The organism is Paenibacillus glacialis (genome assembly GCF_001637205.1).
In the GTDB taxonomy this organism is placed as follows: Bacteria; Bacillota; Bacilli; order Paenibacillales; family Paenibacillaceae; genus Paenibacillus_AQ; species Paenibacillus_AQ glacialis.
This window is the reverse complement of the sequence record NZ_LVJH01000025.1, coordinates 69,806-84,408: the sequence shown is the minus strand read 5'-3', so window position 1 is coordinate 84,408 and position 14,603 is coordinate 69,806. Positions and strand designations below refer to the sequence as shown.

Sequence of the window (14,603 nt, the reverse complement as noted above, 5' to 3'; positions counted from 1 at the left end):
ATAATTTATAACGAAGTTGTTTCAATCGGAGATACCTATTTACTTACAGTAGTATCAGAGTTGTTCGGATTAGAAGGCTATGAAATCCAGCTGATTCCGGCACATGATGGAGGGCGGAATGTCGTATATACTTGTGAGAAAGAGGGCGTCGACGCAAAAATACTCAGAATCGCTTTCTTACCTGACAGGAGCCGGGAAGATTTTCTGGGTGAAGTGGAATATATTCGGTACCTATTTGAGCATGGAGGCAGTGTCTCAAATGTAATCAGTTCCCGGAATGAGAATCTGCTGGAGGAGATCACCCACAATAACCACACCTTTTTTGTCTGCCTATTTGAAAAGGCCAAGGGCAAAATGCTTGTAGAAAATAATTATCGGTACCGTGAAGGCGCTCCGATTTCCGAATATTATTATAATTGCGGTAAAGTCCTGGGAAAACTGCACCAAATATCGAAAGGATATACACCTGTCCATCGCCGGTATAGTTTTTTTGACAAATTCAATGCTGAATATATCGATAAATTGATACCCACCTCCTTATCCCTGCTGAAGGAGAAGTTGGTAGAGCTCCTTAAAACCTTGGAAGGATTGGACAGAAGCCAAGAGTCTTTTGGTATGATTCATTTTGATTACAACGATGGGAATTATTCGATAGATTTTGATACCGGGCAAATAACCGTATATGATTTCGATAATTCATGTTTCGGTTGGTATATGTATGACCTGGCAGGTCTCTGGACACACGGAGTAGGCTGGATACAATTCGAACCAGACGCCAGCAAACGTAGAAAGTTTATGGATGAGTATTTTGGAACAGTCCTCGCGGGATACAGATCCGAGACCGAGATCGACGATTCGATGTTGGATAAGTTGCCCTTATTTATTAAGGTATGCATCATGGAGAATATTGTGGATGCATTCGAAGTGATGCAGAACACCGGTGAGGAACCGGAGTGTGACGAGGAACTGTCGTATCTCATAAAATGTTTGGAAGACGATATTCCATACCAGGGATTTTTCCATGAAATTTACTCTTGTGAAGAACCCTTTCAGTATGAGGAACGAAATATTTAGTCTTTTTCGAGCAGTTATGGTCAAAACTCAAGTCCTATCTGCACACCGTTAAGGCTAGTTCGATCATCGCTTTTCGCCTCGCTATCCCTGATACGTTCAAGCCCGTTACGCCACATGACGTCCTTGCCTGGTTTCCCTCTACTTCAAATTAATGTAAATTGTTGAAAATTATATAAGGTCGGGGCGGGGAAAATACGAGTATATCAAGCGTATCCTGTAGATTAGCAGTAGAATTTACTAGCCCTTGAAGCACCTGTGAGTTCGCCTCGCAAGGGCTTTTTTTCATGCGATTGTATGCCAATAACACCGCAGCCGAATTAGGTTTGAGCATACCACGAACGTAATTTGCTTCCAAATAGCGCATAATATTACCCATGGATGTTTGGTAACCACATGCGGAATGAATAATTGATCATAATCCTCGGATTGAAATTTGTTTGATTTAATGAGCTAAGAAGTCAGCAATTATGCGCCGCGGCAGATTTTTCGCCTATAGACCCGTTAAGCTGAGCCTTATCATAAGTAAGGCGGTATTTTGTATTGTTGCAATTATACACGAGGTTGTTTTTTAGATAACCATATTCAAGCTTGAGTTGGGCTTTTCTGAACAGGAGGAAAGTCCTTTCTGCCGTTTGGTCAGTGGAAGTGAGTGTAGGCTAAGGCTATGCATTTTGTACGAGGCTAGAACCAGAGCTGTTTTGACCAGATGTCCTCTGCTTTTACTTTCTCTAGCTCTTCGGGATCTGAAGGAAAGCCGTTACTTCTCCATTATTTCAGCTCGATAGAACGTCCCTGCCATAGGAAAATCCTTCAGTATCACAATAAACAAACGATTGACCATCCATGGATTTAAATGGCGTTAGTGTCAAACTTTTAAACCACTTATATTGGATTAGCCCCTTGCATGACAGGGCTCTTGTCCGACATCTTCGAATATATCAAATCCGAAAGGAACGACGGAACCGATTCGATTATCCGTTCATTTGTCTGAAAAAGCCCAGTTTACGCTTCTGTGGCCGAGTTTGCCGAAATCATGAAACATCGTGAAGGCGGAGAAGGGGATCGCTTGGAGGAAGTGCTTCATCTGGCTCGAGAAACAGCCGCAAGCGAACGACAGGATGATTTCGTCTACCTGATGGAAAGAGCGTTAGAAATCAATGAGGAGATCCGTTAAATAAACTTATTCATCCAACCCAAGTAGCCTCAAGCGGACACATCGCTTGGGGCTTTTAAAATCGAAACGATTGTCAACGGGAAATGAAAGTGGACCGAGCTCAGGACATCATTCTTTAATGCTTACTTTTGGCGTCACGGCTTAACCCTATGAAGGACACTTTCAGCAGTTCTTGCGGAATAAACAGAACGGTTTTTGCGCCAAAATAAGCGCCGATCAAGCGATACGGGGAATAAAATTTGAATTTAATTCCAGAACGGTTTGAACGATTTACAAGAAAGATTCGCCAGACGGGGAAATATAACAAACCCTACGGTTCCGATCGTTTGGAACCGCTGGGTTTGCTCATTAAATGCGCTGGAGATAACTTATATCAACAAAGGCATAGGAAACGCCATTGAAAGTGACATCAATTTTGTAGTAGCCGGATGGAAGAGAACCGATATCGATCTGATGATGGCTGTACGAACTAGCCGGTACAGTAAACGTGTGTGAGGACCTGTACTGATATGCGCCATTCGAAGAGTACTTGAAATAGACGGTTACGACTGCATTTTCTGTAATAGGGTGACCTTCAATACCTAGATTAAGTCTGTAATTTCCAGCGTCGCCCGGATTAATCATACCGGACATCGTTTCGGTATATGCAGCGGACGCTGTCGCAGAAAATGAAAAAAATGCCAATAACACGAGCAAAATCGCTTTTTTCATCCAATTCACCCCCTCTCGATTCGATCCGTATCTTTCTACTCTAGTTTAGATGAGGGTGGGATATCGTGGAAGTGCCTAAAAGCCTAAGCGAGCTGTTTCCTAATGGCGAAAGAGAACGAATCGTGTAAGACAAACAAAAAGAGGAACATCGTAAGGACTCCCGTTATATTGCCGGCCTAGCCGAGACAACCACAACTAAACGAAAAAGAGAGATTTTGATGTTCAGAGAAATGCACAAGTCAAAAATCCATCGTGCATTTGTAACGGGAGCGAATTTGAATTATGTCGACAGAATTACGATCGACCAGAACATCTTCAAATCTTCCGATAATTTTGAAAAACGAAAAGGCCAGGACGTTAACATCAACAATGGCGCCAGATAGAGGCAGCCCTGTTTTACGATTTTATTTGTTTTTAGGGAAAGAGCCATTGGATTTTTCGCCGATAGACTTGTTACAATGAACCTTATCATAAATAAGTACTAGAAAATAGAAAAGCTGTATACCTAAAAGGTATACAGCTTTTCTGGCGTAACATCCATATCTACAGGGGCTCCATATCAAGAAAAATATTCATGAATTCATAGTTGCAAAATTATTCATTTTCCGTATATTCCTAAAGGGTAATAGTCTTTCAGTTGAGTAAGATCTTGAGAGAGTGAAAAACTATGGATTTTATTAGAAGCTGTTGTGACATAAAAGGTATGTGAAAACACTGCGTATGCATCAGCAGACATATACTGATATTTTATGGATTTAATAGGTTCAGCTATATAGCCTGATTTCGTGATAAGATTCTGGACTTTTGCAAGATCGGGGTTAAATTGTTTACTACCAGTATCGAGTCCTTCTTTACTCAGTTTAGTGGTTGAAGGTGCATCAACATCAAACTCGTTGTCTATATTAGGACCACCAATATATAAGATGCGAATTAGTTTCCCTGTACTTCCATCTATCTCAACATGAAAATGATAGGAGGGTGTAATATTTACACTAACCTGCCAGTAAGAATAAGGTCTAAGAGCTTGAGAGCTATGGAAATACAACATTTGAAGCGTTTGATTATCTAGTTTTTCCCCAGAAAATTTAAATATTTCTTGGGCAGCTATTTCAGCAGCTTCTTGTAAAGATAAATCTTTAGAACTAGGTGTTTTACTTTGAGTACTAGGAGAATAGATAGCCTTATAATTAGCTTTTACATAGCCAGCAGGAATTTGTCTATCCACTAAGTAGGAAAGTTCAGAGACATTGTAAGTAGTAGGAACTTTGGTAACCGTTTTTAGTTCGCTAGCTACGATGACTTGTGTGAACATCAGGGAAGCGACACCTATAAAAGTAATAACTTTAACACCTTTGAAACCGTTTTTTGCAAGACTTCTTGGAAGTAATGATTTTCGAGACATTTTATTGTCCTCCTTGTAATTTTTTATTTACTAACAATATAAAAATAACAAGAGAATATATAGGTAGTATTATTAAGTTGTTATAGAGTTGTAAAAATAATGAATGATACTAATATTTAGATTTTTATGTGAGATAATAAGGTGAAATTTTTATACATTTTGAAATAGATTAGTATATCTAAGACCAGATTTCAAGTGTAAAAGGATATTAGTTATTTAATATGGGGTGAAAAGCATGGCAGATATTCTAGTAGTAGAAGATGAAGAGGCAATTAATGAATTAATAAGGAGAAACTTAAAGTTAGTAGGGCATACCTGCTTTTTGGCTATGGATGGTGAGACAGCCGTAGAAATGATAAACAATAAAAGTTTTGATCTGATTGTATTAGACATTATGTTACCTGAAATGGATGGATTTGAGGTATTGGAACAAGTAAAAGGTACACCTACTATTCTGTTAACGGCTAAACGAAGCGTAGAGGATCGGGTAAAGGGGCTTGTCATGGGGGCAGATGATTATCTGACGAAACCCTTTGAAATGTTAGAACTTATTGCAAGAGTAGAAGCGATATTAAGACGAACCAAGAAGGATGAAGATACATTTGTAATAGATAATGTTAGGGTTGAATTTCACAGTAGAAGGCTTTTGTTGGAGGAGAACGTAGTTGAATATACACCTAAGGAATTTGAGCTTTTAGAGGTACTCATAAGAAATAGAAACATTGCTTTATCAAGAGAGAAGCTTCTAGAGTTAGTATGGGGATTTGAATACATAGGAGAATCAAGAACGGTAGATGTTCATATTCAGAAGCTTAGAAAAAAGTTGGGGTTGGAGAAAAGAATTGTAACCGTGTATAAACTAGGCTATCGGTTAGAGGTATAGTATGAAAAATAAAACCTATATATGGACGTTGGTATTATTTCTATTGTTTATTAATGTTGGAATTATGTTATTTAGTATTAGTAATACAAAACATAACCTTTCAGGCATTAAGGGGAGCTATCTAAGAGAGCATTATTTTTTAGTAAATAGTATGACTAAAGATATCATGGCTATGAACAATAGAGGGTATGAAATAGATGATGCTATTGCTCGTTCTTATGATTCGTATAAAATGCATTATGAAGTTCAAAAAATTTATTTACAGATTTATAAAGATAAAGTGAGTATACATTCCAGTTTACCTATAGAAGCAACTTTAAGTGATAAAGAAATGAATGTAGAAAAAGATATAACTGAGATACATGTTGCGACACTAAATGGAAGAAAATATATACAAATATCTGGGAATTTACCAGAGCAGTATAGCCAATATGCATTAGTCTATTATGCAGATATAACAGATATAGTAAATGAGTGGGAAAAGAGGAATAACTCTTTATTTATTGCAAGTATAATATTTTCAGGAGTTTTAAGTATATGCTTATTTATTTTATTAGAGTATCTTTTTGAACCACTAGAAAGAATTTCAAGTATTTCAAATCAGATTGCCAATGGTGAATACAAAGAAAAGCTAGAGATTAGGGGTGGCGAAGAAATCGCAGAGGTTGTACAAAGTTTTAATACGATGGCGGATAAAATTCAATATCAGATGGAAGAGCTTGAGAACCATGCGAGAGAAAAGCAGAGATTAATAGATGATTTGGCACATGAATTAAGAACGCCATTAACTGCAATCTATGGATATGCTGAATATATGCAGAAGACACATTTAAGTGAGGAAGATAAGTATGCTGCAACCAATTATATTTTATCAGAGAGTACAAGGTTAAAAAATATTTCGGAAAGTTTATTGGAACTGGTAATAATACGAGAAGAAAAAGAAATAGAAATGATATCAATGGATATAGAACAGTTGTTTAAAAAAGTTCATCAAACCGAAAATATTAAGCTCAAAGAAAAAGGAATAGAATTAGTATATTATAATGAGTTGAAAGAAATAAAAGGAAATAAAGATTTAATAGAAAGTATGGTTGTGAACTTAGTAGACAATGCAATAAAGGCATGTAGCACAAAAGGTAAAATTACGATGAGGGCTTATTTTGAAAATGAGAAAAAAATTATTGAAGTAGAAGATAACGGAAAGGGAATGACAGAGAAGCAGCTCCTTCAGGTGACAGAAGCATTTTATAGAGTAGATACGGCAAGAAGTAGAAAAGAAGGGGGAAATGGATTGGGACTCGCATTATGTGAGCAGATTGCTAAGAAGCATCATGCAGAGTTATCTTTTTCTTCAAAACCTAATGAGAAAACAATTGTAAAGGTAATTTTTCAAGAATGATAATTTAAAAGATGCTAAGAACCTTACTTTGGGAAGAGGTTGCACTTGCCTTAAATCATACTTTAAGATGAAATAAGTTATAGATATCGAAAGCAGGGATACTTAGATTGGCGGAATATGAAAGGAAGCTACTTCTTGTCGGATGGGGCGTCTTTTCATTTTTTGTTTCAAAACTTAATTTAAAACCTTTGCGCCATGATGAATGAATCACCCATAGCCAAAGGAGGAGAAAACGTTCAAAACCTCTGTAACTCATTCTAGAGCAGGCTTTTGGAATCGTGACAACGATAAGTGCCATTTGTTTTATATGGGTGTGGAGCGTTGTTCTCGTATGCCATATTAAGTATAAGAAAACCCGGCCGGACTTACAGGCTAATCCAAATATGACTCGAAGTTTTTGGCCCCGTTGAACGGCTATGACTTGTTGAGATTCACGACAATGTTGTCTAGCATGTCCCAAAATCTAAATGAACCGGATTTCATGAAAAGAGCAACACGTAGTGGTAGTCACTAGTGTTGCTCTTTGTTCTAAGATGCGGACTTTTTAACGACAGGGATCCAAACTTCCATTTCATACATGTTGTTGCCTCGCTCGTAAGTCATTTCAAACTCGGGACCATTTGCGGATTCGTAATTAGAGCTCGGAAACCATTCCCCCCATATACGCTTCCACAAATCATGAATACCACTCTGTCCATCGGGGTAGAGGCCGGTTGAGAATGTTGCGTAGGTTTGAGGGGGTATTTGAAGCTTTTCAAATCCTTCCAGCAAGCCACTTTGGGGTAAAAAATAACCGATCATGTAAGAACTTTTCTCGCCTTGTTTGTTATATAATACCCCATGAATTTGGCCGTTTCCCCCCAATTCCGCTGCAGCACGAATTCGATCGACGGTTCCATTGGAAATGCACTTGGTCCAAAAAGCAGGTATTTCAATGAATGGACTCTCGCCATCAGCATTGACCACAGTGGACACGCCGAACATTTCAAAAGCTTGTTTTTCCTCGATTTTATAGTTCATTTCCACATCTCCTCGAATCGAAATATGAAAGGATAACCTAGGATAAGCCTTAAGTGATACGCCTTTGTCGCGCGCTGACATTGGCATCACACCATGCATTTTTTTGAACGCTCTGGAGAATGCTTCGGGCGATTCGTAACCATACTTTAAAGCGATGTCGATAATCTTTACTCCGCTTTGTTGTAGTTCAAATGCTGCAAGGGTCATCCTCCTACGCCGAATGTACTCTGAAAGTGGCACATCGGTAATGAACGAAAACATCCGCTGAAAATGGTAAGTTGAGCAACAGGCAATTCTAGCCACTTGATTGAAATCAATAACTTCAGACAGATGTGTTTCTACATATTCCATTGCGTTGTTCATGCGATCCAGCCAATCCATACAGCCCCTCCTTTCAAGTTTGATTATATGGGATGGTGAGAAATGAAACCTTGCAATCCATGCACCGAAATATCATGTTCGATATTACTTCAACTAAATCCTCTATATAAATCCATATTTACTGTGGACTACCTTGTTACAACTTGCCGTTACAGACAGCGCGGTGAACCGTATCATAAGTAGGGCGGATTATCTTATTGGACTAACCAGTGTGGAGATTAGGTGATGAGACCGATGACTGTTGTAGAATTGGCTAAATCCAACCTTGAATATGGAAATTGAGGATTCAAGATGATATCTTTTTTTCTTGGTTCCTCTTCATAGCTTTAAATACCCACAATGATAAAATGGCATAAAATAGGATAACCACAATGCTGATGTCGCCTGAGATGTATTCGGTTATAGAGGACTTCGATTGACTGAGTGCAGCGAATACCGCCCAAAAGACATTATGGCTGGTATGGAGAATGGAAGAGGGCCATACACTTTCACTTTTGACTCTGACATAGCCAATGACCGGCGCGAGGGACATAGTGGATATCAGCATTAAGGACAGATTAATCCATACATTTCCTTCATTATGATAGCTAGTAGTAAAGATAATCATAGGAAAATGCCAGATGCCATGGATAAACCCCGTCATAAGCGAACCCCGTATAAACCCGAAGGAAGTATGTAGTTGCGGAAATAAATATCCTCGCCATCCCAATTCCTCTCCTAGGGAGTTCGTCAGCACATTAGAGATAAATATAGCAATAATAGCAATCGGAAAAGCCGCCCAGCTAAAACCGAGAATGGTGTCGGGCATTACTAGAACAGAAAGTCCGCTAATCCATACAATTCCATAACTTAAAGCAATGGGTATAATAGGTACAAATATAGCAAAAAGCCATTTGTGCATGCCTAGTTTATTTATGCCAAGTTTTTGCCATCCTGTTTTGTTATAGCCATCTCTAGTTACGATGAACATCATAAGTAAAGTTGCAAGGGTCGGGATTAACATATACACAAAGGTACTTATATTTGGGATAAGACTGAATCCTAATCCTAAGAGTAGTACCAGTCCAATAAATACGAATGATTGTTGTTTTGAAGTTAGTTGTTTAATCATGTTCGATCTCCTTATTTGTTCAAATTTTTGTGATAAAATGGAGTGAAAGTTATTAAGAGGCTCATAACTTAATTGTAGAATAGTAGAGAAATGACGGTAGTGACATTCATCTTGTTTTAGATCATATGTTTGTCATAAAGAATGTCATAAGAAGTGGGGACTATATGGGGGCTAGGCGTTGGAAGTGGATTGATTGGTCATTGTTTTCTTTACATTTATTTTGGTATTTATCTATTTCAGTTTATTTGTTAGCGAATTCAAGTCGTATCATTGACGGATTTAATGGAATACATTTCTTAATATTCACCCTATCCTATGTGGTACCTCAATTTTTTTGGAGACCTAACTATAAAAATGTAGTTGGTTTTACATTGGCAGAGTTACTATTTGGTGGTTTTGTTACGGGGCTTCTCTATTACTGGACCGATCATTATATAGATAATATGTCCGTTCCCATGATTCTATTAGGCTATCTGGCCACGAGGAAAGTTGCTTATTGGTCGGCCCCAATTGCTATCCTTGGATTTCCGCTTCTTGGGGTTATGTTTGGACATCAGACATGGGTATTGACGATGGATACCGTAGTGAATCATCTTCTTTTGTATGGAATTGGAGTTGGGTACAACGTATTTATTATGAATAATCGAACAATGAAGGCTCTTCTCGATAAGAATAAGAAACAATATCAACTCATACAGCAGTACGTGACTCAGGTTGAGGCCCTTACTTTGAAAGAGGAAAGAAATCGGTTAGCAGGTGAACTTCATGATACAGTAGGATACGCTTTTACTTCATTAATCATGGGTCTTGAAGCTTCTAAAGCACTGATGGAGATGGATCCTAATAAAGCTGGGGAGAAGATGGAGGGAATACTACAGCAGGCGAGAGTAAGTGTAGATCATATCCGACAACAGATACATCAGATAAAACCGACTGAAGAGAATACAATGCTTTCTATGCATTTTATTGATGAGATCAGGGGATTTAGTGATTATTCGGACATTCAAATCTCCTTCAAGCTTATTGGACAGGAAATTCAGGTTCCTTTAGCTATTCAGCATGTTCTGACTAGATGCCTGCAAGAGACTTTAACCAATGCAGTCAGACACGGACAAGCTAAGGTGATTATAGTCACGTTAACATATGAAGCAGGCCAGTTGATTCTCACTGTAAGGGATGATGGATGCGGGAATCATGATCTGACATTTGGCTTTGGACTTAGTACGATGCAGCAAAGGTTAACCACCGTAATGGGGGGGCTGCAAATCAACTCAGGTATGAATGCGGGTACAGAGATTATTTGTACAGTTCCTATAAAAGGACAACTTGGAAACAATGAAATTCGTCTTGTGATCATTGATGATCAGGATTTGATAAGAGAAAGCTTACAAATTGTGTTTATGAGAGAATCGGATCTTGAAGTAGTTGGTTTGGGACAGAACGGGCGGGAAGCCATAGAACTATGCCAACAGCTGAATCCCAATATCATCCTACTAGATGTACAAATGCTAGAAATGAACGGCGTTGAAGCCACGAGAATTATCAAACAACAGTGGCCACACATCAAAATCATTATTTTAACGACATTTGAAGAAATGGGTTCTGCAAAGGAAGCAATTTCCTTAGGTGCTGAGGGTTATTTGTTAAAAACGATTCATCCCCGTGATTTATTATCTGCTATTCGTCTCGTGTATCGGGGTGGCACACTTATGTCCACAGAGGTTGCTAGGCAATTAATCAATTTGATCAACCATTCCAATGATGTTCCGAGTGAGAATATAAGATTAACAAAAACACATGAATATGATTTAACGGAAAGGGAGCTGCAAGTTCTGAAATATTTGTCCGATGGGGATAAGTATCGAGATATTGCTCAGAAGTTGTTTCTTTCGGAAGGAACAGTCCGAAATTACGTTTCTAGTCTCTACTCCAAATTAGAGGTTAATAATCGTACCCAGGCCATGAAAAAAGCTCAGATGCATGGACTTGTAAGAGAATAGATGATGCCACGGGGCCATAGGGCAAAACTAACCTTATTAATAAACTAAGAGCACATTTCTGTGGTGTTCTTTAATTCGCCGATAGCCCCGTTAAGGTGAACCGTATCATAAGTAGGGCGAAATTTGAGTCATAACGATGAAGAGTGGAATGTCATTGAGCCGTTTTTGCCCCCTACCCGAAAATCACAAGGCAAAATGTAACCAGGAAATTAAAGCGTGACAATCTAACTGAAAGTAATTTACAGCAAATGGAAAAGGCTTTATGACGTTTCGTTTATAAAATGAACTGCTTATTTTGAAAGTACAATATTATGATGATGCAGAGAGGTGTCCCAAGATGACAAATAGAATACTGAATCCTAAGGTTGATGAGTATTTAAATAAATCGAAAAAGTGGAAAGAAGAATATGAAAAGTTGAGAACTATCGTTCTTGACTGTGAGCTGACCGAAGAATTTAAGTGGATGCATCCTTGCTACACATTTGAGAAAAAAAACATCGTTTTAATCCATGGATTTAAAGAATATTGTGCGCTTCTGTTTCACAAATGTGCCTTGTTACAGGACGCGCATGGGATTCTAATCCAACAAACAGAGAATGTACAGGCGGCGCGCCAGATTCGGTTCACCAATGTTCAAGAAATAGTTGAAATGGAAACCATCTTGAAAGCCTATATTTATGAAGCCATTGAAGTTGAAAAATCCGGTTTGGAAGTGGATTTTAAAAAGACCACAGAATACACAATTCCTGAAGAATTTCAAAATAAATTAGATGAAATCCCTGGCTTGAAGACTGCTTTTGAAGCTTTGACGCCCGGACGGCAAAGAGCATACATTTATTATTTTTCTCAACCCAAACAATCCAAAACTCGAGTGTCAAGGGTTGAAAAATGTATGCAGCAAATTCTCAATGGAAAGGGATTAAATGATTAAAACCAAGAAAGAGCCCGACTTATTCTAAGCTGTACCCTATCGAGTAGACACTTTAAAAAAGGCTCTCGATAGGGTTCTTTCTTTTTATACGAATAGAAAGTAGGGATTTGTACGGTTTTACCTGTCACGTGTACCAGCGGGAAAATTAGTTGAAAGCAAATCTTGAAGCTTGCGTATTCTACCCTATATTTAAAATCATTTTCAAACAAGAGCCTGCAAAACAGGCCTAGGTGGTGCCTTGAAATTTCGCTTAATAGATGTTACGGGATGCGTAACATAAGTATGGCAAAAAGGTGGATTTTTTTTGTTTATTACCATTTTAAGAAAGTCGCTGATATAATTATTATATTGACTATTAATTTATAATACAGTTATCAGATTTTCATATTATGCGGTTAGTCAAATAAGATAGTTTCAATTATAAGTAGAACAGGGCATCCGAGTGGGTGCCCTTAAATTACGCCCCTAGAAGGGGTTTTATTCCGAAAATGGTAAAATTAATTTAGAAGTGGTGAATTCATGAAAGAATTTTACAGTCAGGTGAATCGAAAAACATATCATATTGTAATGTTAATGATCATCGTTCTTATGGTATCTGGATTAATACTATCTACAACAGAGTTGAATGGGGTTTATTTTGGATATATTATACATTTTATTTGTGTAACAATTCTATCTGTTTGTTTATGGATCTATCCTAAGTATGAGACACATTTTTTTAGAAAGATCATCATTCTATTTGAATTTGCTTATTTCTATACTCTTTTCTTTTTATATCCTGAAACTTGGACCACATATATTTTCATTTGTCTTATTCCTACACTTTCTATTCTATTTTTTGATTTAAAAGTATTTTATTTTTCCTTCATTACAAATGGAATATTAATAATAATTACATTTTGCTATATTGTCTTGATTGATAAAGGTGATAAATATTCATATTTACATCATGACATCCTAGGCAATCTTATCAATATAATAGCTATTCAAATGTTATTATTTCTTATTTTTCATTTATCATTTAGCCGGATGAAAAAGCAGCAACTTTATTATGAACAATTACAGCAATCTGAGCGTTTAAAGATGATAGGACATTTAACAGCTGCTGTTGCGCATGAAATTAGAAATCCAGTAACAGTTGTTAGAGGTTTTTTGCAATTTTTCAATGAAGATCCTTCATTTGGTGATCCTATAAAAAGAAAGTTCAAATTAATGATTGATGAATTAAACACAGTAGAACAGATTACCTCCCAATTTCTAACACTTTCAAAACCAAATAAAGATGAAAGACCAGAAAAAGTGGATGTGAAGGAGGTTCTTCAGAGTGTTACGGGCTTGCTCAATTCCTATGCAATGCTGACTGATAATCAAATTGATATACATATAGAGGAAGATTGCATTATTTCTATTAATAAAGTTGAGTTTAAGCAATTACTCATGAATATAATAAAAAATGCATTAGAAGCTTCGGATGTTGGTAAATCCGTCTCAGTCATAGCAAGTAGAAATAATAATTATATCGAGATAAAAATCATAGATGAAGGAAGTGGAATGTCAGAAGCTGAGGTTAAGTCACTAGGCACTCCTTTTTATTCATTAAAAAGTAATGGAACAGGTATAGGGTTAATGATTTGTTTTAATATTGTAGAAAAATATGATGGGAAAATTTATTATAAAAGTTCTAAAGGTAATGGAACTACAGTTAATATTCGCTTTTCAGCTACGAATGACCAGTAATATTCCAAGATGAAAGAGTACAAAGCCCCTCCCACTGTAGACTGTAAAACTTAAGATCGCCCGTCTGATCCCGCTAGGTCATCATGAAACTCATGAAGCAGCAAGGAGTTTAAGCTGAACCGTATTACAAATAGTGGTAAATTAGAGGGTAGATGACTTTATCTACGAAGTGAAAGGAAGATGAAATGAAAGAAATATTGTTCAAATACATGACTAAATTTACATCCCTTAACGAAGAAGAACAACAGGCGATCGTTGATGATATCCTTATTGAGGAAAATAAAAAAGGAACAGTTCTCCTTAGACAAGGAGATGTTCCTACGAAATGTTATTTCGTGTTGAAGGGATGCGTAAGGCAGTATTCGATCAATGAAGCGGGAAAAGAGGTCACAACGAATTTCTACACAGAAGAGCAAGCCGTTACGATCTTCAATCAACATAAACAAGATAAGTCATCCCCGTACGCTTTAGCTTGTCTGGAAGACTGTATCGTGGTTGTTGGTGATCTTGATGCCGAACAGGACATGTTCAGCAAATACTTGCAATTGGAATCCATGACACGCAAGATGGTCGAGGAGAACTTTGGTCAAGTACAAGATGAATATGCTGCCTTTATTGCTTCTACACCTGAGGAACGCTTCAATTCGCTATTACTGAACCGACCTCATTTAATCGATCGCGTGCCCCAATATCAATTGGCAAGTTATCTCGGGATTACCCCCGAGTCATTAAGCAGAATCAAGAAGCGAGTCCATCATCCATAAAGACAATCATGAAGGC

General features: G+C 37.6%; 12 protein-coding genes and 2 pseudogenes. 10 read left to right on the top strand and 4 right to left on the bottom strand.

Annotation, left to right across the window (positions count from 1 at the left end; translation table 11 throughout):
• Nucleotides 1-60: 60 nt before the first annotated feature.
• Together PGLA_RS14280 and PGLA_RS28030 are read left to right on the top strand one after the other, a co-directional pair.
• A complete protein-coding gene (locus tag PGLA_RS14280) occupies nt 61-1,074 on the top strand; it encodes a phosphotransferase enzyme family protein (protein ID WP_245699907.1) in 1,014 nt (337 codons plus the stop codon).
• A gap of 1,012 nt (nt 1,075-2,086) precedes the next feature.
• Nucleotides 2,087-2,248 carry a hypothetical protein gene (locus PGLA_RS28030; RefSeq protein ID WP_161487907.1) on the top strand — a complete coding sequence of 54 codons (162 nt, stop codon included), beginning with the start codon at nt 2,087-2,089 and terminating at the stop codon, nt 2,246-2,248.
• A gap of 348 nt (nt 2,249-2,596) precedes the next feature.
• Here PGLA_RS28030 and PGLA_RS14275 read toward each other — a convergent pair whose 3' ends face one another.
• Nucleotides 2,597-2,959: a hypothetical protein gene (locus PGLA_RS14275; protein WP_068533819.1), complete on the bottom strand. Its 363-nt coding sequence runs from the start codon at nt 2,957-2,959 to the stop codon at nt 2,597-2,599.
• 218 nt (nt 2,960-3,177) lie between these two features.
• Here PGLA_RS14275 and PGLA_RS14270 point away from each other — a divergent pair.
• Nucleotides 3,178-3,339 (top strand): annotated as a pseudogene (locus PGLA_RS14270) (aspartate 1-decarboxylase); the annotation flags it as partial.
• 218 nt (nt 3,340-3,557) lie between these two features.
• On the opposite strand, the gene PGLA_RS14265 reads toward PGLA_RS14270, so the two are convergent.
• Complete coding sequence (locus tag PGLA_RS14265) at nt 3,558-4,361, bottom strand: hypothetical protein (RefSeq protein ID WP_068533816.1); 804 nt, start codon at nt 4,359-4,361, stop codon at nt 3,558-3,560.
• A 235-nt stretch (nt 4,362-4,596) separates the two neighbouring features.
• Here PGLA_RS14265 and PGLA_RS14260 point away from each other — a divergent pair, with 235 nt between their 5' ends.
• From PGLA_RS14260 to PGLA_RS29745, 3 genes and pseudogenes are all read left to right on the top strand, one after another.
• Nucleotides 4,597-5,244, top strand: coding sequence for a response regulator transcription factor (locus PGLA_RS14260; RefSeq protein ID WP_068533815.1), 648 nt, complete (start codon nt 4,597-4,599; stop codon nt 5,242-5,244).
• A gap of 151 nt (nt 5,245-5,395) precedes the next feature.
• Nucleotides 5,396-6,643: a sensor histidine kinase gene (locus PGLA_RS14255; protein ID WP_211269549.1), complete on the top strand. Its 1,248-nt coding sequence runs from the start codon at nt 5,396-5,398 to the stop codon at nt 6,641-6,643.
• 251 nt (nt 6,644-6,894) lie between these two features.
• Nucleotides 6,895-7,047: pseudogene (locus tag PGLA_RS29745) on the top strand (amino acid permease); the annotation flags it as partial.
• 124 nt (nt 7,048-7,171) lie between these two features.
• On the opposite strand, the gene PGLA_RS14250 reads toward PGLA_RS29745, so the two are convergent.
• Nucleotides 7,172-8,044 carry an AraC family transcriptional regulator gene (locus tag PGLA_RS14250; RefSeq protein WP_068533811.1) on the bottom strand — a complete coding sequence of 291 codons (873 nt, stop codon included), beginning with the start codon at nt 8,042-8,044 and terminating at the stop codon, nt 7,172-7,174.
• Nucleotides 8,045-8,330: 286 nt separating this feature from the next.
• Entirely contained in the window at nt 8,331-9,155 is an 825-nt protein-coding gene (locus PGLA_RS14245; RefSeq protein WP_068533809.1) for a CPBP family intramembrane glutamic endopeptidase, read from the bottom strand.
• Between the two features lie 125 nt (nt 9,156-9,280).
• On the opposite strand from PGLA_RS14245, the gene PGLA_RS14240 reads away from it, so the two are divergent.
• The 4 genes from PGLA_RS14240 to PGLA_RS14225 all read left to right on the top strand — a co-directional run bounded on the left by PGLA_RS14240 (nt 9,281) and on the right by PGLA_RS14225 (nt 14,587).
• A complete protein-coding gene (locus PGLA_RS14240) occupies nt 9,281-11,155 on the top strand; it encodes a helix-turn-helix transcriptional regulator (RefSeq protein ID WP_084411092.1) in 1,875 nt (624 codons plus the stop codon).
• A gap of 337 nt (nt 11,156-11,492) precedes the next feature.
• Nucleotides 11,493-12,086, top strand: a complete 594-nt coding sequence (locus PGLA_RS14235) for a YdeI/OmpD-associated family protein (protein ID WP_068533807.1) — start codon at nt 11,493-11,495, stop codon at nt 12,084-12,086.
• Between the two features lie 519 nt (nt 12,087-12,605).
• Nucleotides 12,606-13,823: a sensor histidine kinase gene (locus PGLA_RS14230; RefSeq protein WP_068533806.1), complete on the top strand. Its 1,218-nt coding sequence runs from the start codon at nt 12,606-12,608 to the stop codon at nt 13,821-13,823.
• A gap of 185 nt (nt 13,824-14,008) precedes the next feature.
• Nucleotides 14,009-14,587: a Crp/Fnr family transcriptional regulator gene (locus PGLA_RS14225; RefSeq protein WP_068533805.1), complete on the top strand. Its 579-nt coding sequence runs from the start codon at nt 14,009-14,011 to the stop codon at nt 14,585-14,587.
• Nucleotides 14,588-14,603: the final 16 nt, after the last annotated feature.